This window comes from Pengzhenrongella frigida (assembly GCF_004168625.1).
In the GTDB taxonomy this organism is placed as follows: Bacteria; Actinomycetota; Actinomycetes; order Actinomycetales; family Cellulomonadaceae; genus Pengzhenrongella; species Pengzhenrongella frigida.
The window spans coordinates 48,234-74,482 of record NZ_SDWW01000009.1 but is presented as its reverse complement, the minus strand read 5'-3'; the positions used below and the strand labels follow the sequence as shown (position 1 = coordinate 74,482).

Here is a 26,249-nt window from a genome sequence, read left to right as displayed (position 1 = left end):
TGTGAGCGAGCACGGCCATGACACCTCAGGCTCGGCCCACTCCGGCCTGCCGCTGAAGGGCATCGACGGCGCCGACCTGCACCGCACCGTGGACGCGCTCGCGGCCGCGCTGCACGAGTACATCGGCACCGCCGTCGGGGTGCGCGCCGAGTTCGGGGCGCACGAGGCCGACGAGGACCCGCGGGTCCTCGCGCTCGAGTCCCGGGTCGGCGCGCTGAACGCCGAGCTCTACGACCTCGTGCACTCGACACTCGGGCTGCACGCCGACCTCACGTCGATGGCGTGGGACGCCGACGAGCACGAGCACTCGCCGGCCGACCTCGACGCGCCGCCCGCGAGCGACGCCGCGGAGGCGTTCCACCTGGGCTTCGTCGTCGGGCCGCCGGTCGGGACCAGCGACGTCACGATGGACTCCGTGCTGGACCTGCTCGACCAGGGCGGCGAGGAGCTCGTGGCCCGGCTCGTGGATGCCGGGTTCGACGTCGTGGAGTGGGCCACCTCGCGCGGCGAGCCGGCCGACTTCGAGGGCTTCACCGACGAGGAGGACGACGACTCGTGATCGACGATCTCGGCGGCGAGCCGGCCGTCGTCCACGTGGTGCGCGGCGAGCCCGACGACGTCGAGCTGGCGGCCCTGGTCGCTGGGCTAGCGGCCGCGGGCGCCGAGGCGGGCGACGACGATCCCACCGCGACGCACCCGCACACCGCGTGGTCGGACCGGTCCCGGGCGATGCGCGGCCGCACCGGCCCGCGCACCCCGACCGCGCCGGGCGCGGACTCGTGGCGCTGGAGCCTGCGCGCCTGAGGTCGTCGGCCGGTTGCCCGCCGGTTGCCCGCCGGATGCCCGCGGGTAGGGCGTACCCGCCGGTAGGGTCCGGGACATGACTTCCCGCCCGGTCTCGCCCGCCCCCACCCGCCGGCCCAGCCCCATCGACGCGATCGCCGAGCGGTACGTCGATCGGGTGGCCCAGCTCGACCCGCTCGCCGCCACGCTGATGGGCATCGACGGGTACGACGCCCAGATGACCGACTACTCGCCGGTCGGCCATGCCCTGCGCGCGGACGCCGGTCGCGCCGTCCTGGCCGAGCTCGCCGCCCAGTGGCCGACCGACGCCGTCGACGAGGTCACCCTGGCGGCGATGCAGGAGCGCATCGGGCTGGAGCTCGAGCTCGACGCGGCCGGCGAGCTGCTGTGCGACCTGAACAACATCGCGTCCCCCGTGCAGGGGCTGCGGGACGTCTTCGACCTGATGGCGACCGACACCGTCGGAGCCTGGGCGAACATCGCCGCCCGCCTGAACCTGCTCCCCGGCGCGGTCGACGGGTACGTCGCCTCGCTGCGCGAGAGCCTGGCGCGCGGCCGCGTCCCCGCGATCCGTCAGGTCGACGAGTGCCTCGCCCAGGCGGAGGAGCTCGCCGACGAGGAGTCGTCGTTCTTCACCTCCTTCGTGGCCGACGACGCCGTCGAGGCCGTCCTGGCGGGCGCGGAGCCGGCGGACACCGCCGCGGCGCAGGCGGTCCGCGTCGAGCTCGACCGCGGCGCCGGGTCGGCCCGGGCGGCCTACCGCGAGCTCGCGCGGTTCCTGCGCGACGAGCTCGCGCCGCACGCCCCCGCGACGGACGCGGTCGGTCGCGAGCGGTACGCGCTGTGGTCGCGGTACTTCCTCGGGGCCACGGTCGACCTCGACGAGACCTACGCGTGGGGGCTCGAGGAGCTGGACCGGGTCGTCGCCGAGCAGGAGGCGGTCGCCCGCGAGATCCTCGGCCTGGAGCCGAGCGGCACCCTCGTCGAGGACGACGGCGACCTCGACGACGGCGACCTCGTGCAGCGCGCGGTCGCGGCGCTCGACGCCGACCCGGCGTACCTCCTGACCGGCACGCAGGCGCTGCGCGAGTGGATGCAGACCACGTCCGACGCAGCGGTCGCCGCGCTCGACGGCGTGCACTTCGACATCCCCGAGCCGCTCCGCACGCTCGAGTGCAGGATTGCGCCGACCCACCAGGGCGGCATCTACTACACGCCCCCGAGCGACGACTTCTCCCGCCCGGGGCGGATGTGGTGGTCGGTGCCGCTCGAGGTCACCGAGTTCACCACCTGGCGCGAGAAGACCACGGTCTTCCACGAGGGCGTGCCCGGACACCACCTGCAGACCGGCCAGGCGATCTTCGCCCGGGACGTGCTCAACCGCTGGCGCCGGCTCGCCTGCTGGGTGTCGGGCCACGGCGAGGGCTGGGCGCTGTACGCCGAGCGGCTGATGGGCGACCTGGGGTTCCTCGACAACCCGGGCGACCGGCTCGGGATGCTGGACGGTCAGCGGATGCGCGCCGCCCGCGTGGTGCTCGACATCGGCGTGCACCTCGCACTGCCGGCGCCGGAGCGCTGGGGCGGCGGGACGTGGGACGCGGACAAGGCCCTGACGTTCCTGCGCGCCAACGTCACGATGCCCGACGCCCTCGTGCAGTTCGAGCTGACCCGCTACCTCGGCTGGCCGGGTCAGGCGCCGTCGTACAAGGTCGGGCAGCGGCTGTGGGAGCAGGCCCGCGACGACGCTGCCGCCGCCGCCAAGGCACGTGGCGAGGAGTTCGACCTGCGGGCCTTCCACGACCGTGCGCTCGCCCTGGGCTCCGTCGGGCTGGACGTGCTGCGGACCGCGCTGGGGTGACTCAGGGCTGAGCCGCCGCGCTCCGCCGGCGGGCCGTCGAGACGGCCGCCGTCGGTCAGCCGAAGACCGCGGCGCCGTACTTGGCCAGGATGAGCGCGATCAGCAGGATCAGCCAGGCGGCCACGAAGAAGACGTCGTTGTCGCTGCGCACGAACTCCCGCGCGCGGCGCTCCAGGCCCTTGGGCAGGAACAGGTTGCCCTCGCGCAGGTTGTAGTGCGTCAGGCTCCAGAAGACCAGCGTCGTCGACAGCGTGATGAGCAGGCACCAGGGGCAGAGCGCGTGGATCACGAGCATGGACTGGCTGAACAGCCAGTAGGCGAAGATCAGCCCGAGCGTGTAGACGAACTGCGCGGAGGCCATGAACCACCGCGGGAAGCGCACCCCGCCGAGCAGCGCGACCGCCACGGTGATGACGACCGACTCGGCGATGAGGCCGAGGAACGCGTTGGGGAACCCGAACAGGCTCGCCTGCCACGAGAGCCCGACCTGCCCGCAGCTGATCACCGAGTTGATGTCGCAGCTCAGGGCGGCGTTGGGGTCGCGGGCCAGCTCGATCGCGTCGACCGACAGCACGAAGGAAGCCAGCAGGCTGAGACAGGCGGAGAACAGCATCGTGCCGAAGATCCAGCCCTCGGAATGGCGGAGCCGGTGCATGCGATTTCCACGCTCGTCGATCATCACGCTCACCAGTGCCTCATCTCTGTTGGCCGACGACGGCTCGTCGCGGCGCGGGACGCAGTCAACTCTAGATTGGTGAGGGGACCCTGAACGCCGAGGGGTGAAGTTCCCTCGGTCGTGCGCCGGTACGCTCCTTGGCCGTGACCCGACTGCTGCTCGCCTCCGCCTCGCCCGCCCGACGCGCCACGCTCGCCGGAGCGGGGATCGACGCCCTCGTCGCGACCTCCAGGGTCGACGAGGAGGCGGAGCTCACCGCCGCCACGGAGCGGTTCGGCGCGCTCGAGCCCGCGGACGCGGTCCTGGTGCTCGCCCACGCGAAGGCGCAGTGGGTCGTCGAGCACCGCCCCACGCCCGAGGCCGAGGCCGAGGCCGACGTGAGCGTCGCCGGGCAGGACCCCGCGTCCGACCTCATCGTGATCGGCTGCGACTCGATGCTCGAGCTCGACGGCGAGATCTTCGGCAAGCCGGCCGACGCGGCGCAGGCCGGGGCCCGCTGGCGGACCATGCGCGGCCGCTCGGCCGTGCTGCACACCGGGCACTGGCTGATCGACGACCGCGACCCCGCCGCGGGCGGCACGGGCGGGACCCTCGGTGCGACGTCGTCGACCGTGGTGCACTTCGCCGACCTCACCGACGCCGAGATCGACGCCTACGTGGCCACCGGCGAACCGCTCGCGGTCGCCGGCGCGTTCACGGTCGACGGGCTCGGCGGGGCCTTCGTCACCGGGATCGAGGGCGACTACCACGGCGTGGTGGGCCTGAGCCTGCCGTTGCTGCGCGAGCTGCTCGGCGAGCTCGGCGTGACGATCCCCGAGCTGTGGCGCCAGGCCGCGGGTGTTGTGGCCTGAACACAAGCGCGACCGGCAGGGCGCACTCGGTGACCCGGCGTCGTCGTGGGAAACCTACAAACCCCCGGCGCAGGGGTTGGGAGATCGTCCAATCTTCTCGCAAGGATGCGCCAGAGAGCGGGTCCGCCGGACGGCGGGCGTTACGGTGAGCCGTGCCCCCCATCTCGAAGGTCCTTGTCGCCAACCGCGGTGAGATCGCCGTCCGTATCGTCCGGGCGTGCAGCGACGCCGGTCTGGCGTCCGTGGCCGTGTACGCAGACTCCGACCGCGAGTCGCTGCACGTACGCCTCGCCGACGAGGCGTTCGCCCTCAGCGGGATGCGCGCCGCCGAGACGTACCTCGACATCGCCAAGCTGATCGACGTGGCGCGCCGCTCGGGCGCCGACGCCGTCCACCCCGGCTACGGCTTCCTCGCCGAGAACGCCGCGTTCGCCTCCGCCGTGATCGGCGCCGGGCTGATCTGGATCGGGCCGTCGCCCGCCGCCATCGAGGCCCTCGGCGACAAGGTCAGCGCACGGCGGATCGCCCAGCGCGCGGGTGCACCGCTGGTCGCCGGCACGCCCGGGCCGGTGGAGACCACGGCCGAGATCCACGCGTTCGCCGCCGAGCACGGCCTCCCGATCGCGATCAAGGCCGCCTTCGGCGGTGGCGGCCGAGGACTGAAGGTCGCGCGGACGGTCGGCGAGATCGACGAGATGTTCGAGTCCGCCGTCCGCGAGGCGATCGCCGCGTTCGGCCGGGGCGAGTGCTTCGTCGAGCGGTACCTCGAGAACCCGCGGCACGTGGAGACCCAGTGCCTCGCGGACGCGCACGGGACCGTCGTCGTCGTCTCCACCCGAGACTGCTCGCTGCAGCGTCGCCACCAGAAGCTCGTCGAGGAGGCGCCCGCGCCCTTCCTCACCGACGCCCAGAACGAGCAGCTGATCTCGTCCTCGATCTCGATCCTGCGCGAGGCCGGCTACGTCGGCGCGGGCACGTGCGAGTTCCTGGTCGGCGCCGACGGCACGGTGTCGTTCCTCGAGGTCAACACCCGCCTGCAGGTCGAGCACCCCGTGACCGAGGAGGTCTCCGGCATCGACCTGGTCCTCGAGCAGTTCCGGATCGCCGCGGGCGAGCCGCTCGGCTACGACCGGGTCGCCACCCGTGGGCACTCGATCGAGTTCCGGATCAACGGCGAGGACCCGGCCGCGAACTTCCTGCCCCGGCCGGGCAAGATCACCACCCTGCGGCTGCCGTCGGGGCCCGGGGTCCGGGTCGACTCGGGGGTCGTCGAGGGTGACACGATCTCCGGCGCGTTCGACTCGATGCTCGCGAAGGTGATCATCACCGGCGCGACGCGCACCCAGGCGATCCGGCGCGCACGACGGGCGCTGGCCGAGCTCGAGATCGGCGGCATCCCGACCGTGCTGGCGTTCCACCGCGCGGTGCTCGACGAGGTCGCGTTCGTCCCTGCCGATCCGCTCGAGACGTTCGCGGTGCACACCCGCTGGATCGAGACCGAGTTCGCCGAGAAGCTCGCCACGCTCGGCGCCGCCGCGGCGCCCGCACCGCAGGGCGACGAGGTCGCCGAGCCGGCCGCCACCGAGCGCGTGGTCGTCGAGGTCGGCGGCAAGCGGCTCGAGATCATCATCCCGGCCGGGCTCTCCCTGAACCGCGGCCGCGGCACCGGTGCCCGCCGACCGGTGCGGCGCACGACCCAGCGCTCCACCCCCACCGCCTCCGGCACGATGCTCTGCTCACCGATGCAGGGCACCATCGTCAAGGTCGCCGTCGCGGACGGGGCCGACGTCGTCGAGGGCGATCTCGTCGTCGTGCTCGAGGCGATGAAGATGGAGCAGCCGCTGCTGGCCCACCGCGCGGGCCGGGTGACCGGCCTGGCTGCCGGCGTCGGCGCGAGCGTCGGCGCAGGCACGCTGATCTGCGACATCGTCGGCTGACGAACCCCCACGTGCGGTCCGAACCCGGCGACCCGGTCTCAGCCCCGGCCCCGGGCCCGGCCGCCGAGGCTGGCGTCCGGGGCGTCGGCGCGTTCCATCGGCACCCCGGCGACGGCTGGGCCCAGTGCCTCCAGGGCCACCGGCACTGGGGCCTGCACGGTGCGGCCGGCCTCTTGCTGGCCCGGCGCGCGCACGGCGGTTCGATCGACGCCGTCGTGCTCCAGCACCGCGCGCTGTGGAGCGACCAGGGCGGCACCTGGGGCTTCCCCGGGGGTGCGCTCGCACCGGGAGAGTCGGCCGAGGTCGGCGCGCTGCGCGAGGCGAGCGAGGAGGCCGGCATCCCGGCCGCGGCCGTCCGCCTGCGTGGCAGCGTCCTGCTCGACCACGGCGGGTGGACCTACACCACGGTCCTGGCCGAGACGCTCATGCCGTTCGAGCCCGCCGCGACCGACACCGAGAGCCTCGAGGTCGCGTGGGTCCTGCTCGACGACGTCGCGCGGCTCCCGCTCCTGCCCGCGTTCGCCGAGGCGTGGCCGCGCCTGCGAGAACTGCTCGAGGCCGATGGCTTCCACGGCCGAACCACCTGAGGTACTGTTCCGGTTTGTTAGGTAAGGCGTACCTCACCTCGAAATGCCGAGCGACGCCGCCCCCACCACCCGGAAAGAACCGCTCCCCATGGTCGCGAACTACCTGATCGGCCTGCGCGAAGGCCTCGAGGCGGCGCTCGTCATCGGCATCCTCGTCGCCTACCTCGTGCGCACCGGACGGCGCGACGCCCTCCCGCAGCTCTGGCTCGGGGTCGGGGTGGCCGTGGCCGCCTCGCTCGCGTTCGGCGCAGCCCTCACCTACGGCCCGCGCGGTCTGACGTTCGAGGCCCAGGAGGCCATCGGGGGAACGCTCTCCATCGCCGCCGTCGGGCTGGTCACCTGGATGATCTTCTGGATGGCCCGCACGGCCCGGCACCTCAAGTCGGACCTGGAGCACCGCCTCGACGGCGCGGTCGCTGCCGGCCGGTGGGCCGTGCTCGTGATCGCGCTGCTCGCCGTCGGCCGGGAGGGGCTCGAGACGGCCCTGTTCCTCTGGGCGGCCGCTCAGGCCACCGGCTCCACGACGCAGCCCCTGCTCGGCGGAGCCCTCGGGCTGGCGACCGCGATCGCGCTCGGCTGGGGCATCTACCGGGGCGCGCTCACGCTGAACCTGCGGGTGTTCTTCGCCTGGACCGGCGCGTTCCTCGTCATCGTGGCCGGCGGGGTGCTCTCCTACGGGATCCATGACCTGCAGGAGGCCGGCCTGCTCCCCGGGCTGACGTCCGTGGCCTTCGACGTCTCCGCGACCATCCCCCCGAGCAGCTGGTACGGGACGCTGCTCAAGGGGGTCTTCAACTTCTCGCCGGTGACGACCTGGCTCGAGCTGACGGCCTGGGTCGCCTACGTCGGGGTGACCCTGACCGTGTTCGTGCGCGTCGTGTGGTTCGCCCGTCCCCCCGCGGCCCGCACGCCGGCCGGCCCGGCGACCCCCGCGGCCCCGGCCACCCCCGCGGCCGGACCGGCGACCCGGCTGTCCGCGGCCGTCTGACGCCTCCACCTGCGCGATCTGCTCGTCCCCCGCACCGACCCGCACCAACCCACCCGTCGAGCTCCGGCTACCCGGCCGCGTCGAACCGTCGCCCGCACCCCGTGCGTCGACCCATCCTGGAGGATTCCCCATGCGCGCTCGCAGGTCCCTGACCGCCCTCGCGGCCACCGCCCTGTTGATCCCGCTCGCGGCCTGCACGCAGAACGACGTCGGCGCGGCGGCCTCCGGTGGGAACGGTCCGACCACGCTCACGGTGGACTCGAGCGCCGACGCCTGCGCGGTCTCGGCCACCACGGCGCCGTCGGGCACGGTGGTGTTCTCGGTGACCAACTCCGGCAGCGAGGTGACCGAGTTCTACCTGCTGGCGGCCGACGGGCTGCGGATCGTCGCCGAGGTCGAGAACGTCGGCCCCGGGATCACCCGCGACCTGGTCCTGGCCGCGCAGCCGGGCACCTACCAGACGGCCTGCAAGCCGGGCATGACGGGCACGGGCCAACGGGCGGAGTTCACCGTCACGGACTCGGGGATCGAGGTCGGGCCGACCGGCGAGGTGGCCGAGCAGCTCGCCACCGCGAGCACGAACTACGTCGCGTACGTGCAGGACCAGACCGAGCAGCTCCTCGTCGCGACCGAGGCGTTCGCCGCGGCCTTCCTCGCCGGCGACGACGACGCCGCCCGGGCCGCGTACGCCTCGACCCGCGTGCACTGGGAGCGCATCGAGCCGGTCGCCGAGTCGTTCGGCGACCTCGACCCGCGGATGGACCTGCGCGAGGCCGACGTCGAGCCCGGGACCGAGTGGACGGGATGGCACTTGCTCGAGAAGGACCTCTGGGCCCCGACGACCGAGGCGAACGGCGGCGTCGCCTACGTCCCGCTGACCGCCGAGCAGCGCACCCAGTTCACCGACCAGCTCGTGGCGGACACCCTCGACCTCGACGGACGGGTGCACGCCGACGACTTCACCCTGACGGCCGACCAGATCGGCAACGGTGCCAAGAGCCTGCTCGACGAGGTGGCCACCGGGAAGGTCACCGGCGAGGAGGAGATCTGGTCGCACACCGACCTCTGGGACTTCCAGGCCAACGTCGACGGCGCCCGGGTCGCGTTCGAGGGTCTGCGGGACGTGGTCGCGGCCAAGGACGCCGAGCTCGCCACGACGCTCGACGAGCGGTTCGCGGACGTCCAGCTGCTGCTCGACGCCCACCGCGCCGGGGACGGCTTCGCCATGTACACCGACCTCACGTCCGACGAGGTCCGGGCCCTGGCCAACGCCGTCGACGCGCTGGGCGAGCCGCTGTCGCGGCTGACGTCCGCGGTCGTGCTCTGAGCACCGGCATGGTCGAGCAGGACGACGCGCGCCCCGGTGTCTCCCGGCGCGCGATCCTGGGGTGGGCCGGCGCGGCCGCGGCCGTCGGCATCGCGGGTGCGGGCGGCGTCGCCGCCGGACGCGCGTCGTCCCCGGCCACCGGTGCGCCGACCGGCGCGTCCCGGGTCTACCCGTTCACCGGCGCGCACCAGGCGGGGATCGTCACCCCCGCGCAGGACCGTCTGCACTTCGCGACCTGGGACCTGACCACCACGTCGCGCGACGACGTCATCGACCTGCTGCGCCGCTGGACGACGGCGGCGGCGCGCCTGACCCAGGGGCTGCCCGCCGGCGAGTTCGACCCCGGCGCGGGCCCCTACGACTCCCCGCCGGACGACACCGGCGAGGCGGCCGACCTGGCCGCGTCCGGATTGACCCTCACGTTCGGGTTCGGCGGGTCGCTGTTCTCCACCGCCGACGGCACGGACCGGTTCGGGCTGGCGGCCCGCCGCCCCGCAGCCCTGGCCGACCTGCCGCACTTCCCGGGCGACCAGCTGGAGGCCGCCCGCACCGGCGGCGACCTCGCGGTCCAGGCCTGCGCGGACGACCCGCAGGTGGCCGTGCACGCGATCCGCAACCTGTCGCGCCTCGCGTTCGGCACCGCGGCCATCCGGTGGAGCCAGCTCGGCTACGGCCGCACCTCGTCGACGTCGACCGCCCAGCGGACCCCGCGCAACCTGTTCGGGTTCAAGGACGGCACCGCCAACCTCATGGCGGAGGAGCCCGAGCAGGCCGAGGAGCACCTGTGGGTCGCGGCCGACGACGACGCTGCCGGCGGCGCTTCGGGTGGCGGCGACACCGCCTGGATGACGGGCGGCTCCTACCTGGTCGCCCGGCGGATCCGGATGACCGTCGAGACCTGGGACCGGTCCTCGCTGCGCGAGCAGGAGCAGATCGTCGGGCGGACCAAGGGCGAGGGCGCACCCCTGTCGGGCGGGACGGAGCACACCGACCCGGACTTCGCCGCGGGCGGGCGCGGGGGCGAGCCCCTCATCCCGATCGACTCGCACGTGCGCCTCGCCCACCCGAGCAGCAACGGCGGAGCCCGGATGCTGCGGCGCGGGTACAACTACACCGACGGCTCGGACGGGCTCGGACGGCTCGACGCCGGCCTGTTCTTCCTCGCGTACGTCCGCGACCCGCGCACGCAGTACACCCCGATGCAGACGGCCCTCGCGCGGGACGACGCGATGAGCGAGTACCTGCGCCACACCGGCTCCGGGCTCTGGGCCGTCCCGCCCGGCGTACCCGAGGGTGCGACCATGGGGACGCCCGACGGCGCGTTCGTCGGGCAGGGCCTGTTCACCTGACCGGGCCCGTGATCTGCCGAGGAGCACCGTGCGCCTGTCCCTGACCTTCCCCGAAGCGCTCGAGTTCGCCCTCCTGGGCGGGGCCCTGCCCCCGGTCCTGCGCGAGGTGACCGCCACGGGCTCGACCGTCCGGGCCGACGTCGACCTGCGTGCGGTCCCGGCTCCCCCGTTCGCCCTGCGTGCGCTCGCGACCATCGCGCCGACGGTGCGGGTGGACGCCACGTTCCGGTCGTTCGCCGGCGGCCGCGCCACGTTCGACCTGGTCATCAAGGCCGGCGCGGTGCCGGTGCAGAAGCTGCTGAACCAGCTGACGCCGCTGCTCAACTCGGGCCTGCGCGCCGCTCACCTGCCGGCCGGGCTCGTCGTCGTCGAGCAGGGCCCCCACGGTGAGCCGCAGGCCGTGCTGGACCTGCAGTCGGCTGTGGCCCTGCGGGCCACCGGCGTGACGATCACCGCCTTCGAGATCGCCGACGCCTCGGTCGACCTGACCGCCACCGTCCACCAGCTCGCCCTGCGCCCGTCCGCCAGCACCCGCTGACGCGGCGCCGATCCTGGACCTGCCGGGGCGCGCGTCAGGGGGTGTGGCGGTGGAGCATGCGGGCGGCCTCGGCGACCGTCCCGGACAAGGACGGGTAGACCGTGAACGAGTCGGCGATGTCATCCGCCGTGAGCCGGTGCGCGAACGCGAGCGTGATCGGGAAGATCAGCTCGCTCGCCCGGTGCGCCACCACCACGCCCCCGAGGATCACCCCGGTGACCGAGTGGATGTAGAGCTTCACGAAGCCGTACTTCAGGCCCATCATCTTGGCGCGCGGGTTCCCGCGCAGCGGGAGCATGCTCACCCGGTACGCGGTGCCGACCGCCTTGAGCTGGTCCTCGTTGTAGCCGACGGTCGCGATCTCCGGTGAGGTGAAGATCGTCGCGGCGACCTCGGTGGTCTCGAGCGGGCTCACCGCGTCGCCGAGCGCGTGGGCCATCGCGATCCGCCCCTGCATCGCCGCCACGGACGCGAGGGGAAGCACCCCGGTGCAGTCCCCGGCCGCGTAGATCCCCCGTGCGGAGGTCCGCGAGACCCGGTCGACCTCGACGTGGCCGCCCGGACCGAGCCGCACCCCGGCCTCCTCGAGCCCGATCCCGGCGGTGTTCGGGACCGACCCGACGGCCAGGAGCACGTGCGACCCGCGCACCGTGCTCCCGTCCGCGAGCGTCACCTCGACCCTGTCGCCCGTGCGGACGGCCGACTCCGCGCGGGAGCGCGCCATGACGGTCATCCCGCGAGCGGTGAACACCTCTTCGATGACGGCGGCAGCGTCGGGGTCCTCACCGGGCAGCACCTGGTCGCGGCTCGAGATCAGCACGACCTCGGCGCCCAGCGCGTTGTACGCCCCCGCGAACTCGGCACCGGTGACCCCGGAGCCGACCACGATCAGCCGTTCGGGCAGCGCGGTCAGCCGGTACAGCTGGGTCCAGGTGAGGATCCGCTCGCCGTCCGGCTGGGCGGCGGGGAGCACGCGGGGTGCGGCGCCGGTCGCGATCAGGATCACGTCGGCGTCGAACGCCCCGGCGCCGTCGACCACCACCCGCTGCGGGCCCTCGAGCCGCCCCGCGCCGTCGACGACCCGCACGCCCTCGCGCTCGAGCCGGGCCTTGATGTCGACCGACTGCGCCGTCGCGAGCCCGAGCACCCGGTGGTTGACCACCCCGAGGTCCACCTGCACGGCGGCCGCGGCGTCGGCCGCACCCGCAGCCTCCCCGGCCGGGAAGATCCCGAGCTCGGACGCGCGGGCGATGACCGTCATCGACTCCGCCGTGGCGATCAGCGTCTTGGACGGCACGACGTCGGTCAGCACGGCGGAACCGCCGAGGCCGTCGCGCTCCACGAGCGTGACCTCGGCGCCCCGCCGTCGGGCGATCAGCGCGGCTTCGTAGCCGCCCGGACCACCGCCGACGATGACGACGCGCGTGCTCTGCAGGTCCTGCGCCGAGGTGCTCACGACGCCATCATGCCTGTCCGGGCGCCGCGAGCCACCAGATCACGGCCCGGACCCGCCCGGGCCGATAACCTCAGGGCATGAGCCCGACGACGGACACCGCCCCCCACTCGCTCGACGATCCGGCGGTGGACCCGTTCGACGTGGCCCGCGCCGCCGCGGCGCACCTCGCCCGGGTCACCGGGATCGCCCGGCACGACCTGGCGCTCGTGCTCGGCTCCGGCTGGGGCGGCGCCGCCGACCTGCTGGGCGAGACCGTCGCGGAGATCGACAGCGACCAGATCCCGGGCTTCAGCGCACCCGCCGTCGCCGGGCACGGCGCGACCACCCGCTCGATCCGGATCACCGGGACCGACAAGTTCGCGCTCGTGATCGGCTCGCGCACGCACCTGTACGAGGGCAAGGGCGTGCGCCGGGTCGTGCACGGCGTGCGCACCGCGGCCGCGACCGGCGCCACCCGCATCGTGCTCACCAACGGGTGCGGCGGGCTCAACCCGGCCTGGCTGCCCGGCACGCCGGTCCTGATCTCCGACCACCTCAACCTCACCGCGACGTCCCCGCTCGAGGGTGCGACGTTCGTCGACCTCACCGACCTCTACTCGGCCCGCCTGCGGGCACTGGCCCGCGAGGTCGACGGCTCGCTCGACGAGGGTGTGTACGTCCAGTTCCCCGGCCCGCACTACGAGACCCCGGCCGAGGTCCGCATGGCGGGCCGCTTCGGCGGGGACCTCGTCGGCATGTCCACCACGCTCGAGGCGATCGCCGCCCGCCACGCGGGGCTGGAGGTGCTGGGGATCTCGCTCGTGACCAACGCCGCCGCCGGGATCAGCCCGACCCCGCTGTCCCACGGCGAGGTCCTCGAGGCCGGCCAGGCCGCCGGACCGCGCATCAGTGCCCTGCTCGCCGAGATCGCCCGGAGGATCTGACATGACCACGCACACCGCGGGCACCGCGTTCCACCTCGCCGACGACGTCCGCACCTGGATCGCCGACGACCCGGACCCGACCACGGCGGCCGAGCTCGAGCACCTGCTCGCCGAGGCGCTCCAGGTCGCCCCCGAGGGTCCCTCCCCCGCGGCCCAGACCGTCCGGGCGCGGATCGCCACCGCCCGCGACGACCTCGCGGACCGGTTCAGCGGCCCGCTGCTGTTCGGCACCGCCGGCCTGCGCGGCGTGCTCGGCGGCGGCCCGCACCGGATGAACCGGGCGGTCGTGATCCGCGCCGCCGCCGGCCTGGCCGCACACCTGACCGGCACGCTCAGCGAGGCCGTGCCGCGCGTGGTGATCGGCTACGACGCCCGGCACAACTCCCAGGCCTTCGCCCGCGACACCGCGGCCGTCATGGTGGGCGCCGGCATCGAGGCCCTGCTGCTGCCGAGCGCGCTGCCCACCCCGCTGCTCGCCTACGCCGTGCGCCACCTGGACGCCGACGCCGGCGTCATGGTCACCGCGAGCCACAACCCGCCCCGGGACAACGGGTACAAGGTCTACCTCGGCGGACGCATGGCGACCGACGAGGGCCGCGGCGTCCAGATCGTGCCGCCCGCCGACGCCGAGATCGCTGCCCGGATCGCCGCGGTCAGGTCCGTCGCGGACGTGCCGCGCGCCGACTCCGGCTGGACGGTGCTCGGCCCCGAGGTGCTCGACGCCTACGTCGCGGCGGTGGTCTCCCTGGCCGATCCGACCGGGCCGCGCACGCTGAAGATCGTGCACACGTCCATGCACGGCGTCGGTGGCGTCGTGGCCGACCGGGTGCTGCGCGCGGCGGGCTTCACCGATGTCTACCCCGTACCCGAGCAGGCGGACCCGGACCCGGACTTCCCGACCGTGGCGTTCCCGAACCCGGAGGAGCCCGGTGCGATCGACCTCGCGCTCGGCCTCGCCCAGGACACCAGCGCGGACCTCGTGATCGCCAACGACCCCGACGCCGACCGGTGCGCCATCGCGGTCAAGGACCCGCGCGCGCGCATCTTCCGCGGCCCGGACACGGCGGGCGCGGACGGCTGGCGCATGCTGCACGGTGACGAGGTCGGTGCCCTCCTCGGCGCGTACGTCGCCGACCGCGCGCACCGCTCCGGCGCACAGCCGACCGGCGTCCTCGCGAACTCGATCGTCTCCTCGCGCCTGCTCGCCCGGATCGCCGCGTCGCACGGCCTGACCCACGCGTCGACGTTGACCGGGTTCAAGTGGATCGCCCGCGTGGACGGCCTGCTCTTCGGCTACGAAGAGGCGATCGGCTACTGCGTCGATCCGACCCAGGTCCGCGACAAGGACGGCCTGAGCGCGGGGCTGCTCATGGCGGAGCTCGCCGCCGGCCTCAAGTCCGCCGGCCGGACCCTGATCGACGCGCTCGACGACCTCGCTCGCGAGCACGGCCTGTACCTCACCGACCAGCTCGCGGCCCGGTTCACCGACCTCGACCAGATCCCGGCGACCATGGCCCGCCTGCGCTCCGCTCCCCCGGCCACCCTCGCGGGCTCAGCCGTGACCGAGGTGGTCGACCTGGCCGACGGCGCCGACGGTCTCCCGCCCACCGACGGGCTGCGCCTGCTGGCCGCCGACGGCACGCGGGTGGTCGTGCGCCCCAGCGGGACCGAGCCCAAGGTCAAGTGCTACCTCGAGGTGATCATCCCGGTCGCAACGGACGCCGACGACGCCGCACTCACGCACGCCCGCACGGTCGCCCGCGAGCGCCTGGACGCGCTCAAGGTCGACCTGCGCGCCGCCCTCGGCCTGGGGTAGCCGCGCCGTCGGGTAGCCGGGCCGTCGGCGGCCCCGGCGCGGGCGTCAGGCGCGGTGCCGGCCCGCGACCGGCTGGCCGAACGCCGGCAGGATGTGGTCGTCGACGAGCGCCTCACGCTCGTCGTGATGGATGAACGCGTTCCAGGCGGCCGTCACCGTCGCGTCGCGCAGGTCGTCCAGGGTCCAGCCGGCCTCGGTCGCGAGCAGCGTCATCTCGCGGGTGACCGTCGTCCCCGACTGCAGCCGGTTGTCGGTGTTGATCGTGACCGCGAAGCCGAGATCCTTCAGCAGCGTGATCGGGTGCTGCGCGATCGACTGGGCCGCCCCGGTCTGCACGTTGGACGTCGGGCACAGCTCGAGCGGGATCTGGTGGTCCCGGATCCAGTGCGCGAGGGCGCCCAGCCGGGCCTCGTCCTCGACGCCCGGCTCCTTGTCGGCCGGGTCACCCTCCGCACGCACGATGTCGATGTCGTCGACGATCCGCAGCCCGTGACCGATCCGGCTCGCGTGGCCGACGTGCACCGCCTGCGCGATCGAGTCGAGCCCGGCCGCCTCCCCCGCGTGGATCGTGACGGGGAAGTTCGCCTCGGCCAGCAGCCGGAACGCGGTCTCCAGCAGGGTGGGCGGGAAGCCCGCCTCGGGCCCGGCGGTATCGAAGCCCAGCACCCCGCGCTCCCGGTTCTCGAGCGCGAGCCGCGCGATCTCCTCGCCGCGGTCGGTCTGGCGCATCGCGGTGAGGAGCGTGCCGACCCGGATGACATGACCGGTCGAGGCCGCCTCGGCGACGCCCTCGGCGAACCCGGCCTGGACGGCGTCGACCACCTGCTGCAGGGACAGTCCGGTGCGCTGGTGCTGCTCGGGGGCGTAGCGCTCCTCGGCGTAGACGACGCCGTCGGCGACGAGGTCGGCCACCGCCTCGCGCGCGACCCGGCGCAGCGCGTCCTCGGTCTGCATCACGGCGACCGTGTGCTCGAAGGTCGCCAGGTACTGCTCGAGACTCCCGGAGCTGGCCGACCGGACGAACCACTCGCCGAGCTCGGCGGGGTCGGTCGTGGGCAGCGCGTGCCCGACCGTCGCAGCGAGCTCGACGATGGTCGCCGGCCGCAGCCCGCCGTCGAGGTGGTCGTGCAGCACGACCTTGGGCAGCGCCGCGATCGCGGACTCGTCAATGGGCATAGCGCCCACCGTAGCCGCAGCGCCGGGCGTGCGGCTCCGAGGCTCAGGGGTACTCCTCGCGGTCGTCCGGGGGGAGCTCCGCCGACTGCTCGGTGACGTCGGCCGCATCGGCCTCGCCGCGCAGGTCCGGGCGTGGCTCACCCGGCTCGTACTCCTCGTCGACCTGCCCGCCGTCGAGGTCGGAATCGGGCTCGGGTTCGATCTCGATGATGCCGGCTGGATCGACCTCGGAGAGACCCGCGTCGCGCCAGGCGTCGTGTCCGGGAAGGGTGCTCATGGTTCCTCCAGTCGCCGAGGGTGCAGATCCATCGTCGCCCTGCCCGACGGCGAGCGCCAGCCGTTCCGCTCCCGGCCTCCCGGGGGCCGGCGCACCTCCCGTCAGGCCCCCGGCAGCACGGCCCAGCACGCGTGCGACCAGCCGCCGAGCGCGGCCCGGGCCCCGTCCGGGGCCAGCAGCTCGGCCCGGGTCACCGCGTGCACCGCACCGCTGGACGGCTCGTAGACGGTGTACCGACCGGACTCCGGACCCACCTCGCCGGGCCCCGGGGGCGTGGCCGCGGGGGTCAGCAGGACCACGTGCCGGGGGACGGCCGCAGCGACACCACCGCCGAGGTCGCCGCCGGTGAACAGGGGCACCCCCACCCCGGCGGCGAGCGCCCGTTCGGCGCGGCCCAGGAGGGCGCGCAGGCCGCGGGTGTCGGTGTCGTCGATCATGACCGACCGGAAGGTCGCCCCGGGGAACACCGCGGCCCGCGCCGCACCCCACGGCGGGGTGCCGAGACCTGCGGGCCACGACAGCGGGCCGAGGGCGGACCGGTTGGAGGCCCGCCTGACGGCCAGCTGCAGCCCGACGAACCGGGACGCCGCGTCCGTGGCCACGTCGTCCGCCACGGCGCGCGTACCGAGCCACCACGGCCGCGCCGTGGGCATTCGCCGACCCGTCACCAGCCACAGCGCGAGCAGCGGGTCACCGGATGCGGCGAGCATCCCGAGCACGGCGGAGCCGCACGTGGTCGGGTCCATCTGCTGGGCCGGCGCCTCGGCCAGCCGGAGCTCGCGGGCCCGGCCGACCGGGCGCAGCGGCGCGGCCACTTGGGCGCGGTCCCGGTCGGTGAGCTCGGGCCAGGTCGCGGCGAGGAACGCGACGGCGTCGAGCGAGGCGCCGGCGGCGAACACGCGCTCGAGGACCGCCCGCACGTCATCGTGCGGCCTCGCCCCGGCGAGCAGGTCGTCGTAGCGGGACCGCAGCTCCGCGGGCAGGCCGTCCCGGCGCCCGGCCGCGACGACCGCGACCGGCGGCGGCGGCCACCAGCCGTCCGCGACCGCGGGTGCCCCGTACCACCCCGACGGGGCCCCGAACCGCAGCACCCGGCCGAGCCGGCGGGCGACCGTGGTCGCCTGCAGCCGGCGGCTGGCCGGAGCGCTGGGTGCGGGACCCGGCACGACGACGCTCAGCCCGCGGCGATCCGGTCGAGGATCAGCGGCGTGCGGGGCGGGGCCGAACCCTCGGGGGCGATGGTGACCGCGTCGAGCAGGGCCTCCCGCGCCCGCGAGAACCGTTCCGGGGTGTCGGTGTGCAACGTCATGAGCGGCTCACCGGCGCGCACCAGGGCACCGGGCTTGGCGTGCATCACGACCCCGGCGCCGGCCTGCACGGTGTCGCTCCGGCGCGCGCGACCGGCGCCGAGACGCCAGGCCGCGACCCCGACCGCGAGCGCATCGAGCCTCACGACGACGCCGTCGGCCGGGGCGAGGACCAGCTCGGTCTCGCTCGCCCACGGCAGCGCCGCGTCCGGGTCCCCGCCCTGCGCCCGGATCATCCGCTTCCACACGTCCATCGCCCGCCCGTCGACGAGCGCGTCGGCCGGGTCGACGCCCGTGACCCCGGCGCCCGCGAGCATCTCCCGGGCGAGCGCGACGGTGAGCTCGACGACGTCGGCCGGCCCGCCGCCGGCGAGCACCTCGACGGACTCCCGCACCTCGAGCGCGTTCCCGGCGGTCAGCCCGAGCGGCGTCGACATGTCGGTCAGCAGCGCCACCGTCCGCACCCCGGCATCCGTGCCGAGGTCGACCATGGTGCGCGCGAGCTCGGTCGCCTGGTCGATGTTCTTCATGAAGGCGCCGGACCCGACCTTGACGTCGAGCACGAGGGATCCGGTCCCCTCGGCGATCTTCTTGCTCATGATCGACGACGCGATCAGCGGGATCGCCTCGACCGTGCCGGTCACGTCGCGCAGCGCGTAGAGCTTGCGGTCGGCGGGGGCCAGGCCGGACCCGGCCTGGCAGATGACCGCGCCGATGCTCTCGAGCTGCGCCAGCATCTCGGCGTTGCTCAGGGCGGCGCGCCAGCCGGGGATGGACTCGAGCTTGTCGAGCGTGCCGCCCGTGTGACCGAGCCCGCGGCCCGAGAGCTGCGGGACCGCCACGCCGAACACGGCGACCAGCGGTGCGAGCGGGAGGGTGATCTTGTCGCCGACCCCGCCGGTGGAGTGCTTGTCCGACGTCGGGCGGGACAGCCCGGAGAAGTCCATCCGCTCGCCGGACGCGATCATCGCCGCCGTCCACCGCGCGATCTCGGGTCGGTCCATGCCGTTGAGCAGGATGGCCATGTTGAGCGCCGACATCTGCTCCTCAGCCACGACGCCGCGGGTGTAGGCGTCGATGACCCAGTCGATCTGGGCGTCGCTCAGCCGGCCCTTGTCGCGTTTGGTGCGGATGACGTCGACTGCGTCGAAAAGCTCTGCGGTACTCATGCTCGCTCCACCAGGTCCTCGGGTCCGAAGGCGTCCGGCAAGACCTCGGTCATGGGCCGGACACCGCTCACAGTGTTCACCAGCAGCGCGGCCCCGCCGTGCTCCCACAGCAGCTGGCGGCACCGCCCGCACGGCATCAGCGCGTTGCCGTGCGCATCGACGCAGGCGAAGGCCACGAGCCGTCCGCCGCCCGAGACGTGCAGGCCGGAGACGAGCGCGCACTCGGCGCACAGCGTCAGCCCGTAGGACGCGTTCTCGACGTTGCAGCCCACCACGATCCGGCCGTCGTCGACCAGCGCCGCGGCCCCCACCGGGAACTTGGAGTACGGCACGTACGCGCGGCGCATCACCTCGGTCGCCGCGAGGCGCAGGGCATCCCAGTCGATCTCGTTCTCCACGGTGTTCCTCACTTGACGTACGGGATGCCCTCGGAGGCCGGCGCGCGCACGCGCCCGACCACTCCGGCGACGGCGAAGATCGTGACGACGTACGGCGTCATGAGCATGATCTGGCTGGGGATCGGCGTGCCCACGATGCCGAGCACCACCCGCAGGTTGTCCGAGAACCCGAACAGCAGGGCTGCCGCCAGCGCACCGGCCGGGCTCCACCGCCCGAGGATCATGGCAGCCAGGGCGATATACCCCTTGCCACCGGCCATCTCCTTGCCGAAGGCCAGCCCGGCGGCGACCGTGAAGAAGGCACCGCCCAGACCGGCGACCGCGCCACCGAGGACCGTGGACTTCATCCGCGTGAGGTTGACCTTGATCCCGACGGTGTCGGCCGCCTTGGGGTGCTCGCCGACGGCGCGCAGGCGCAGGCCCCAGCGGCTGCGGAACACCATGACCTGGAGCACGGCCACCACGACGTACATGACGTACACGAGCACGGTCTGCCGGAACAGCACCGGGCCGATGATCGGGATCTGCGAGAGCACCGGGATCCCGATGACCGGCAGCTTCGGCGGGGAGTTGAACGTGGCGGCGTCGACCTTGAGCACCGTCGAGAACAGGTAGCTCGTCACGCCGATGACGAGCACGTTGAGCACCACCCCGACGATGATCTGGTCGACCATGTACCGGATCGAGAACAGCACCAGCAGGAGCCCGACCAGGGCACCGGCGATCGGTGCGGCGACCAGGCCCGCGTAGGCGCTGTGGGTGATCGAGGCGACGACGGCGGCGAGGAACGCCCCCGCGAGCAGCTGGCCCTCGATGGCGATGTTGATGATCCCCGACCGCTCGCAGAGCAGGCCCGCGAGCGCGCCGAACACCAACGGGACCGCGAGGAACAGCGAGCCCTGGAGCAGGCCGGTCAGGGGCAGCGCCGAGTCCTTGCCCGCCGCGGACCAGGTGAGGAACGCGAGCACGAGCGCGACGCCGTACACGGACGGCAACCACACCCCGACCTTGCGCCGGGACCGGGTCGCCCAGAACGAGACGCCCGCCAGCACGAGCGCGACCAGGCACAGCAGGAGCGCGGTGGCGGTGGACGGCACGGTGATCGGGGCGATCTGGAAGAAGTCCGAGGAGGTCGACACGGTGAACGTGGTCTCGAGCCCCTTCGGCGCGACCACCACGAACCCGATGAGGGCGATGACGGCCACGACGGCGTAGGCGATCGGCGCCTTCCAGCTGATCGGGGCCAGGACGGCGCCGCTGCGAGGCGACTGGGGACCCGACGACGCGGTCGGGGCTTCCACGACGGTGCTCACAGGCCTACCTCCTTCACGGACGGGCTGACGGCAAGGACGGGCGGTTCCGTCCCGGCCGCGGGTAGCCGGAACAACGCCCGCACCAGAGGTGGCGCGGCGATGAAGAGCACGATCAGCGACTGCACGACGAGCACGATGTCGATCGGGGTCCCGGTCCGGGCCTGCATGGCGAACCCACCCGCCCGCAGCGCACCGAACAGCAGCCCGGCGAGCACGGTGCCCAGCGGCTTGGACCGCCCGAGCAGGGCGACCGTGATCGCGTCGAACCCGAAGCTCGCGGCGACCCCGGCGGTCAGCACCTTCTCTGTGCCGAGCACCTGCGCCGCGCCGCCCAGACCGGCCAGCGCACCGGCGACGACCATCACCCACACGTAGGCCGCGTTGACCGAGATCCCGGCCACCCGGGCGGCGTTCGGGTTCGACCCGACCGCCCGGAACTGGAAGCCGATCGTCGAGCGGTTCATCAGCCACCACACGCCGACCGCGGTCGCGAGCGCGAGCAGGAAGCCGGCGTGCAGCCGGAAGCCGGACCCGAGCAGGAGCGGGAACAGCGAGTTCGAGTTCAGCGGCGGCGAGATCGGGTTGTTGCTGTCGCCGCGCTGGAACGCAGTGGTCGTGAGCAGGAACGCGACGAGGTACACCGCGATGTTGTTGAGCATGATCGTCACGATCACCTCGTTCGCACCCGTGCGCGCCTTGAGCACACCCGCGATGCCGGCCCACAGGCCACCACCGATCGCGGCGGCGACCACGGCGAGCACCACGTGCACGACGGGCGGCAGGTCGAACGTGAAGCCGACGTAACCCGCGAACACCGCGCCGAGGATGATCTGGCCCTGCGCACCGATGTTGAACAGCCCGGCCCGGAAGCCGATCCCGAGCCCGAGCCCCGCGAAGATCAGCGGGATCGAGACGGTCATCGTCTCGGTGATCGGCCGGATCATGCGGGTGAGGGTGCTCGCGCTCGTGTCGACGATCGAGCCCTGGAACAGCGCCACGTACGCGCTCGAGACCGAGGTCCACACGGCACCGAAGAAGTCCCCAGGTCGCGCGAAGAGGTAGGTGGCGGTCTCCTGGACGGCCTTGTCGGCCGCGGCGATGAGCACGCCGGACAGCACGAGCGCCAGCACGACCGCGAGCACGGTCGCGAGCCAGTTGCTGGCCAGCATCTCGTGCAGCGCCTGCTGCCCGCGCGTCCTGCCCGCGGCGGGCTGCGTCCGCTCCGGTGCGATCGGCTGGCTCACGAGTTGTCCTCCTCGGTCGCGATATCGGCGTCGCCGAGCGCGGTGTGATGGGCTGCGGCCTGCTCGCGGGCCTCGACCAGGGGGACGCCGGCCATCATCAGGCCGAGGACGTCGCGGTCGGTGCCGCCGGGCACGATGCCGACGATCTGACCGCGGTACATGACCACGATCCGGTCGGCGAGCGCGAGGACCTCGTCGAGCTCGGTCGACACGATGAGCACGGGGGTGCCGTTGTCACGCTCGGCGACGATGCGGGAGTGCACGAACTCGATCGAGCCGACGTCGAGGCCGCGCGTCGGCTGGGACGCCACGAGCAGGCGCAGCGGTCGGGACATCTCGCGGGCGAGGACGACCTTCTGCTGGTTGCCGCCGGACAGCGTGCTCGCGAACGCGTCGACCGACCCGGTGCGCACGTCGAACTCGACGGTCCGCTTCTCGGCGTTCGTCCGCACCTGCGAGGGGTACAGCGAGAAGCCCTTCGCGAACGGCGGCTGGTCGTACCGGTCGAGGATGAGGTTCTCGGCGATCGAGAAGTCGGCCACCAGGCCGTCCTCGGTGCGGTCCTCGGGGACGAACCCGACCCCGGCGTTGAGCACCTCCTTGACGGTGCGCCCGATGAGCTCGAGCCCGTCCAGCTGCACCGATCCGACGACCGGCTTCTGCAGCCCGAGGATGACCTCGGTCAGCTCGGTCTGGCCGTTGCCCTGCACGCCGGCGATCGCGAGGATCTCGCCGCGCGCGACGTCGAACGAGATGCCGTCGAGCTGGCGGACGCCGAGGGCGTCGAGCACGGTGAGGTCCCGCACCGCGAGGCCGACCTCCCCGGGCTGGGCCGGCGCCTTGTCGACGCCGAGGTCGACGGACCGCCCGACCATGAGGGAGGCGAGCTCGGTCTCGGGCGCGGACGGCGATGCGCTGCCCACGACCTTGCCGCGGCGGATCACCGTGATCCGGTCGGCGACGGCGCGGACCTCGCGGAGCTTGTGGGTGATGAACACGATCGAGGTACCGGAGTCGCGCAGCTGGCGCATGATGCCGATCAGCTCGTCGGTCTCCTGCGGGGTGAGCACCGCGGTGGGCTCGTCGAGGATGAGGACCCGGGCCTCGCGCGAGAGGGCCTTGATGATCTCGACGCGCTGCTGGGCACCGACGGTGAGGTCCTCGATCTTCGCGTCCGGGTCGACGTCGAACCCGAACCGGTCGGAGATCTCGCGCACGCGGCGCCGCGCCTCGGTGAGGTCGATCAGCCCGCCGCCCCGGACCGGTTCGTGCCCCAGGACGACGTTCTCGGCGACCGTGAACACGGGCACGAGCATGAAGTGCTGGTGGACCATGCCGATGCCGGCGGCCATCGCGTCGCCCGGTCCGTCAAAGTTCACCGCGGTGTCGTCGATGAGGATCTCGCCGTCGTCCGGGTCGTAGAACCCGTACAGGACGTTCATCAGGGTGCTCTTGCCTGCACCGTTCTCACCGAGCAACGCGTGGATCTCGCCTGACTCGACGACCAGGTCGATGTGGTCGTTCGCCACCAAGGACCCGAAGCGTTTGGTGATCCCGCGTAGTTCCAGCTTCACGTGACCTGGTCCCTTTCAACATCGTTGTTGCTCGAACAGTAGCGCTCTGCACGGGACTCGCCCGGGAGCCGCGCAGAACCCGCGGGACGAGCGGCAGACGCAACGACGGTGGCCCGGGCAGGGGTGCTGCCCGGGCCACCGTGGTTGCAGGTGTACTGCTAGTTCTGGCTCTCCGACTCGACCACGAGGTCACCCGAGATGATCGAGGCCTTGAGCTCGTCGAGCTTGGTCACGAGCTCGGCCGGGACCGTGGCTTCGAAGCTGTGGAACGGCGCGATGTCCACGCCACCGTTCTCGAGCGTGCCCACGTACGGGTCGCTGGAGAAGTTGCCCTCGACGGCCTGGGTGACGGCGTCGACGACCGACTGCCCGATCTTCTTGATGACCGAGGTCAGGATGATGTCGGAGTAGTCCGGCGCCGTGTCGAACCAGTCGGCGTCGACGCCCACGATCATGACGTTGCCGGCGGCCTTGGCGGCCGCGGCAGCGCCGAGCCCGACCGGCCCGGCGACGGGCATGATGACGTCCGCGCCCTGGTCGATGAAGCCCTGGGCGAGGTTCTGGCCGTTGGCCTGGTTCTCGAAGTCACCGGTGAAGGAGCCCGTCTGGGCCGCCTTGTCCCAGCCGAGGACCTTGACCGCGGTGCCGCTGTCGGTGTTGTACTGCGCGACGCCGTCGGCGAAGCCGTCCATGAAGATCGAGACGGACGGGAGCTGGATGCCGCCGAACGTGGCGACCGTCCCGGTCTTCGACATGCCCGCGGCGGCGTAGCCGGCGAGGAAGGACGCCTCCTGCGTGTTGAACAGGAGCGGCTTGGCGTTGTCGATCGTCAGCGGGGAGAAGTCCGGCGCGGAGAACGAGCTGTCGACGAGCGCGAAGTTGATGTCCGGGTTGGCCTCGGCGGCCGCCTGGATCGGGTCCTCGAGGAGGAAGCCGACCCCGATGATGAGGTTGCAGTCCTGCTGGACGAGGCTGTCGATGTTCGGGGTGAAGTCGGTCTCCGCGGAGGACTCGACCTTGATCTCCTCGATCCCCAGGTCTGCGACCGCCTGGTCAAGGCCCTCGGCACCGGACTGGTTGAACGACTTGTCCTCGAAGCCACCCGAGTCCGAGACCATGCACGCCGTGAAATCGGTGGCAGCGCTCGTCTCCTCGGCAGTGGTGGTCTCCTCCTCGGGCGCGCTCGAACACGCCGTCAGTGCCAGGGCGGCGACAGCCGCCAGACTTGCGACTCGCGTCATTCTCTTCACGTCGTACTCCTGTTGCTCTGTAGACGCCGAGCCGGTCCAGGGGTTCTCAGCGGGACAGTTCGCATCGTTGCGAACCCCCCGCCAAAACTGGCCGACTGATGTACCTGGCACATTAGTGGGCGGATGTGACGACCTCGCGCTACTAAGCGGTAACACTGCCGAACGTTATGGATTCGGAATGTTCGTGGCAACCCTGGGCATGGGCGGCACGTCCCGTGCGGTCAGTGCCGCCCGGGTGAGCAGCTGGACGCCGATGTCGATCGACCGTTCGTCGATCTGCAGGTCGCCCTGATGGATGTCGTGGGTGTACCCGCCCGGTGTCCTCGTCCCGAGCCGCGCCATCGCACCGGGAACCCGCGTGAGGTACCACGCGAAGTCCTCGCCCCCGAGAGACTGCTCGGTCAGCAGGACGGAGTCCGCCCCGAGCATGTCCCGCGCGGCCGTCTCGAGCGTCGCCGTGCAGCGCTCAGCGTTCTCGACCGGTGGCACGCCCCGCTGGTGGCGCACCTCGACGTCGACGTCGTACGGCGCCAGGACCTGCTCGACCGCGGAGTGGAACACGCTCGAGGCGCGTTCCCACGCGCGCACGTCGAGGCAGCGCAGCGTGCCGCGCACCGATCCGCTCGCCGGGATCGCGTTGTGGGTCGTCCCGGCCTGGACCGCGCCCCAGGTGAGGTTCACCCCGGAGCGGGGGTCGAGGCGCCGCCCGAGCACGGCGGGCACCTGGGTGATGACCTGGCCGAGCGCGAAGACGACGTCGCCCGTCAGGTGCGGGCGGGACGTGTGCCCACCCGCCCCGGTGAGGGTCACGGTGACCTCGTCGGACGCCGACGTGATGGGCCCGATCCGGGTGCCGATGTAGCCCACGTCGACCCTCGGGTCGCAGTGCACGGCGAAGATCTGCCCGACGCCGTCGAGCACGCCCGCCGAGATCGCGTCGAGCGACCCGCCGGGCTGGACCTCCTCGGCCGCCTGGAAGATCAGCCGGACCCCGGTCGTGAGCAGGCCCCGCGCCGCGAGCTCGGCGAGCACGAGGCCGGCGCCGAGCACGATCGTGGTGTGGACGTCGTGGCCGCACGCGTGCGCCACCCCGGGCACCGTCGAGCGCCAGGGCAGGCCGCAGGAGTCCTGCAGCCCCAGGGCGTCGAGGTCGGCCCGCAGGGCGATGCGGCGATGGCCGCTCGTGGCCGGTCCCGGGCCGATGTCGCACACCAACCCGGTCCCGGGCAGGCGGCGCGGCGCTAGTCCGGCGGCCACGAGTCGATCGACCACTATGCCGGTCGTGCGCTGCTCGGTGCGGGCGATCTCCGGGTGGGCGTGCAGGTCGCGGCGGATCTCGATGAGCTCCGCGCTGAGCGCGGTGACGAGCTCGGTCAGTTGGGCGACGTCGGCTGGCACGCTCGCGAGCCTAGCCACCTCGCGAGACCGGTC

24 protein-coding genes are annotated in these 26,249 nt (G+C 73.1%); 12 read left to right on the top strand and 12 right to left on the bottom strand.

The window, feature by feature from the left end; translation table 11 throughout:
• The first annotated feature begins 1 nt into the window (after position 1).
• From EUA98_RS05520 to EUA98_RS05510, 3 genes are all read left to right on the top strand, one after another.
• Positions 2-559 carry a hypothetical protein gene (locus EUA98_RS05520; protein ID WP_130101670.1) on the top strand — a complete coding sequence of 186 codons (558 nt, stop codon included), beginning with the start codon at positions 2-4 and terminating at the stop codon, positions 557-559.
• Positions 556-804, top strand: a complete 249-nt coding sequence (locus tag EUA98_RS05515; protein ID WP_242511292.1) for an acyl-CoA carboxylase epsilon subunit — start codon at positions 556-558, stop codon at positions 802-804. Before EUA98_RS05520 ends, EUA98_RS05515 begins: the two co-directional genes overlap by 4 nt.
• A 76-nt stretch (positions 805-880) precedes the next feature.
• On the top strand, positions 881-2,662 hold the full coding sequence (locus tag EUA98_RS05510; protein WP_130101669.1) for a DUF885 domain-containing protein: 1,782 nt from the start codon (positions 881-883) through the stop codon (positions 2,660-2,662).
• A gap of 55 nt (positions 2,663-2,717) precedes the next feature.
• Here the strand turns inward: EUA98_RS05510 and EUA98_RS05505 are convergent, their stop codons facing one another.
• The gene (locus EUA98_RS05505) at positions 2,718-3,341 is read right to left on the bottom strand and encodes a vitamin K epoxide reductase family protein (protein WP_130101713.1); all 624 of its coding nucleotides are present in this window, start codon (positions 3,339-3,341) and stop codon (positions 2,718-2,720) included.
• A gap of 140 nt (positions 3,342-3,481) precedes the next feature.
• Between EUA98_RS05505 and EUA98_RS05500 the strand changes: the two genes are divergently transcribed.
• The 7 genes from EUA98_RS05500 to EUA98_RS05470 all read left to right on the top strand — a co-directional run bounded on the left by EUA98_RS05500 (position 3,482) and on the right by EUA98_RS05470 (position 10,915).
• Positions 3,482-4,189 (top strand): Maf family protein, encoded by a 708-nt coding sequence (locus tag EUA98_RS05500; RefSeq protein ID WP_130101668.1) that lies wholly within the window; start codon positions 3,482-3,484, stop codon positions 4,187-4,189.
• Between the two features lie 152 nt (positions 4,190-4,341).
• Complete coding sequence (locus tag EUA98_RS05495) at positions 4,342-6,126, top strand: acetyl/propionyl/methylcrotonyl-CoA carboxylase subunit alpha (protein ID WP_207218979.1); 1,785 nt, start codon at positions 4,342-4,344, stop codon at positions 6,124-6,126.
• A gap of 11 nt (positions 6,127-6,137) precedes the next feature.
• Positions 6,138-6,713, top strand: coding sequence for an NUDIX domain-containing protein (locus tag EUA98_RS05490; protein WP_130101667.1), 576 nt, complete (start codon positions 6,138-6,140; stop codon positions 6,711-6,713).
• Between the two features lie 88 nt (positions 6,714-6,801).
• On the top strand, positions 6,802-7,701 hold the full coding sequence (gene efeU / locus EUA98_RS05485; protein WP_130101666.1) for an iron uptake transporter permease EfeU: 900 nt from the start codon (positions 6,802-6,804) through the stop codon (positions 7,699-7,701).
• 130 nt (positions 7,702-7,831) lie between these two features.
• Positions 7,832-9,028, top strand: coding sequence for an iron uptake system protein EfeO (gene efeO, locus EUA98_RS05480; protein ID WP_130101665.1), 1,197 nt, complete (start codon positions 7,832-7,834; stop codon positions 9,026-9,028).
• A gap of 8 nt (positions 9,029-9,036) precedes the next feature.
• Positions 9,037-10,377 (top strand): iron uptake transporter deferrochelatase/peroxidase subunit, encoded by a 1,341-nt coding sequence (efeB, locus tag EUA98_RS05475; RefSeq protein WP_130101664.1) that lies wholly within the window; start codon positions 9,037-9,039, stop codon positions 10,375-10,377.
• A gap of 28 nt (positions 10,378-10,405) precedes the next feature.
• Positions 10,406-10,915, top strand: coding sequence for a hypothetical protein (locus EUA98_RS05470; RefSeq protein WP_130101663.1), 510 nt, complete (start codon positions 10,406-10,408; stop codon positions 10,913-10,915).
• A 34-nt stretch (positions 10,916-10,949) separates the two neighbouring features.
• Here the strand turns inward: EUA98_RS05470 and EUA98_RS05465 are convergent, their stop codons facing one another.
• Complete coding sequence (locus EUA98_RS05465) at positions 10,950-12,371, bottom strand: NAD(P)H-quinone dehydrogenase (protein WP_207218978.1); 1,422 nt, start codon at positions 12,369-12,371, stop codon at positions 10,950-10,952.
• A 77-nt stretch (positions 12,372-12,448) separates the two neighbouring features.
• Between EUA98_RS05465 and EUA98_RS05460 the strand changes: the two genes are divergently transcribed.
• Positions 12,449-13,294 (top strand): purine-nucleoside phosphorylase, encoded by an 846-nt coding sequence (locus EUA98_RS05460; RefSeq protein ID WP_130101662.1) that lies wholly within the window; start codon positions 12,449-12,451, stop codon positions 13,292-13,294.
• Position 13,295: 1 nt separating this feature from the next.
• On the top strand, positions 13,296-15,110 hold the full coding sequence (locus tag EUA98_RS05455; RefSeq protein ID WP_130101661.1) for a phospho-sugar mutase: 1,815 nt from the start codon (positions 13,296-13,298) through the stop codon (positions 15,108-15,110).
• A 45-nt stretch (positions 15,111-15,155) separates the two neighbouring features.
• Here EUA98_RS05455 and EUA98_RS05450 read toward each other — a convergent pair whose 3' ends face one another.
• The 10 genes from EUA98_RS05450 to EUA98_RS05405 form a co-directional block, all read right to left on the bottom strand.
• Positions 15,156-16,286, bottom strand: a complete 1,131-nt coding sequence (locus tag EUA98_RS05450; RefSeq protein WP_130101660.1) for an adenosine deaminase — start codon at positions 16,284-16,286, stop codon at positions 15,156-15,158.
• Between the two features lie 43 nt (positions 16,287-16,329).
• Positions 16,330-16,563, bottom strand: coding sequence for a hypothetical protein (locus EUA98_RS05445; protein ID WP_130101659.1), 234 nt, complete (start codon positions 16,561-16,563; stop codon positions 16,330-16,332).
• A gap of 101 nt (positions 16,564-16,664) precedes the next feature.
• The gene (locus tag EUA98_RS05440; RefSeq protein WP_130101658.1) at positions 16,665-17,729 is read right to left on the bottom strand and encodes a hypothetical protein; all 1,065 of its coding nucleotides are present in this window, start codon (positions 17,727-17,729) and stop codon (positions 16,665-16,667) included.
• A gap of 8 nt (positions 17,730-17,737) precedes the next feature.
• Positions 17,738-19,039, bottom strand: coding sequence for a thymidine phosphorylase (locus EUA98_RS05435; protein ID WP_130101657.1), 1,302 nt, complete (start codon positions 19,037-19,039; stop codon positions 17,738-17,740).
• Complete coding sequence (locus tag EUA98_RS05430) at positions 19,036-19,449, bottom strand: cytidine deaminase (RefSeq protein ID WP_255424280.1); 414 nt, start codon at positions 19,447-19,449, stop codon at positions 19,036-19,038. The genes EUA98_RS05435 and EUA98_RS05430 overlap by 4 nt, the downstream gene beginning before the upstream one ends.
• Complete coding sequence (locus EUA98_RS05425; protein ID WP_434063481.1) at positions 19,446-20,750, bottom strand: ABC transporter permease; 1,305 nt, start codon at positions 20,748-20,750, stop codon at positions 19,446-19,448. The genes EUA98_RS05430 and EUA98_RS05425 overlap by 4 nt, the downstream gene beginning before the upstream one ends.
• Positions 20,747-21,994, bottom strand: coding sequence for an ABC transporter permease (locus EUA98_RS05420; protein WP_434063480.1), 1,248 nt, complete (start codon positions 21,992-21,994; stop codon positions 20,747-20,749). The genes EUA98_RS05425 and EUA98_RS05420 overlap by 4 nt, the downstream gene beginning before the upstream one ends.
• On the bottom strand, positions 21,991-23,568 hold the full coding sequence (locus EUA98_RS05415; protein ID WP_130101656.1) for an ABC transporter ATP-binding protein: 1,578 nt from the start codon (positions 23,566-23,568) through the stop codon (positions 21,991-21,993). The genes EUA98_RS05420 and EUA98_RS05415 overlap by 4 nt, the downstream gene beginning before the upstream one ends.
• A 158-nt stretch (positions 23,569-23,726) precedes the next feature.
• A complete protein-coding gene (locus EUA98_RS05410) occupies positions 23,727-24,818 on the bottom strand; it encodes a BMP family lipoprotein (RefSeq protein ID WP_130101655.1) in 1,092 nt (363 codons plus the stop codon).
• A gap of 165 nt (positions 24,819-24,983) precedes the next feature.
• The gene (locus EUA98_RS05405; protein WP_434063479.1) at positions 24,984-26,216 is read right to left on the bottom strand and encodes an amidohydrolase; all 1,233 of its coding nucleotides are present in this window, start codon (positions 26,214-26,216) and stop codon (positions 24,984-24,986) included.
• Between the last annotated feature and the right edge of the window lie 33 nt (positions 26,217-26,249).

Coding starts and splice junctions, on each gene's coding strand:
- EUA98_RS05510 (WP_130101669.1), top strand. CDS start 881: ATGACTTCCCGCCCGGTCTCGCCCGCCCCCACCCGCCGGCCCAGCCCC.
- EUA98_RS05505 (WP_130101713.1), bottom strand. CDS start 3,341: ATGATCGACGAGCGTGGAAATCGCATGCACCGGCTCCGCCATTCCGAG.
- efeU (WP_130101666.1), top strand. CDS start 6,802: ATGGTCGCGAACTACCTGATCGGCCTGCGCGAAGGCCTCGAGGCGGCG.
- efeO (WP_130101665.1), top strand. CDS start 7,832: ATGCGCGCTCGCAGGTCCCTGACCGCCCTCGCGGCCACCGCCCTGTTG.
- efeB (WP_130101664.1), top strand. CDS start 9,037: ATGGTCGAGCAGGACGACGCGCGCCCCGGTGTCTCCCGGCGCGCGATC.
- EUA98_RS05460 (WP_130101662.1), top strand. CDS start 12,449: ATGAGCCCGACGACGGACACCGCCCCCCACTCGCTCGACGATCCGGCG.
- EUA98_RS05455 (WP_130101661.1), top strand. CDS start 13,296: ATGACCACGCACACCGCGGGCACCGCGTTCCACCTCGCCGACGACGTC.
- EUA98_RS05450 (WP_130101660.1), bottom strand. CDS start 16,286: ATGCCCATTGACGAGTCCGCGATCGCGGCGCTGCCCAAGGTCGTGCTG.
- EUA98_RS05445 (WP_130101659.1), bottom strand. CDS start 16,563: ATGAGCACCCTTCCCGGACACGACGCCTGGCGCGACGCGGGTCTCTCC.
- EUA98_RS05435 (WP_130101657.1), bottom strand. CDS start 19,039: ATGAGTACCGCAGAGCTTTTCGACGCAGTCGACGTCATCCGCACCAAA.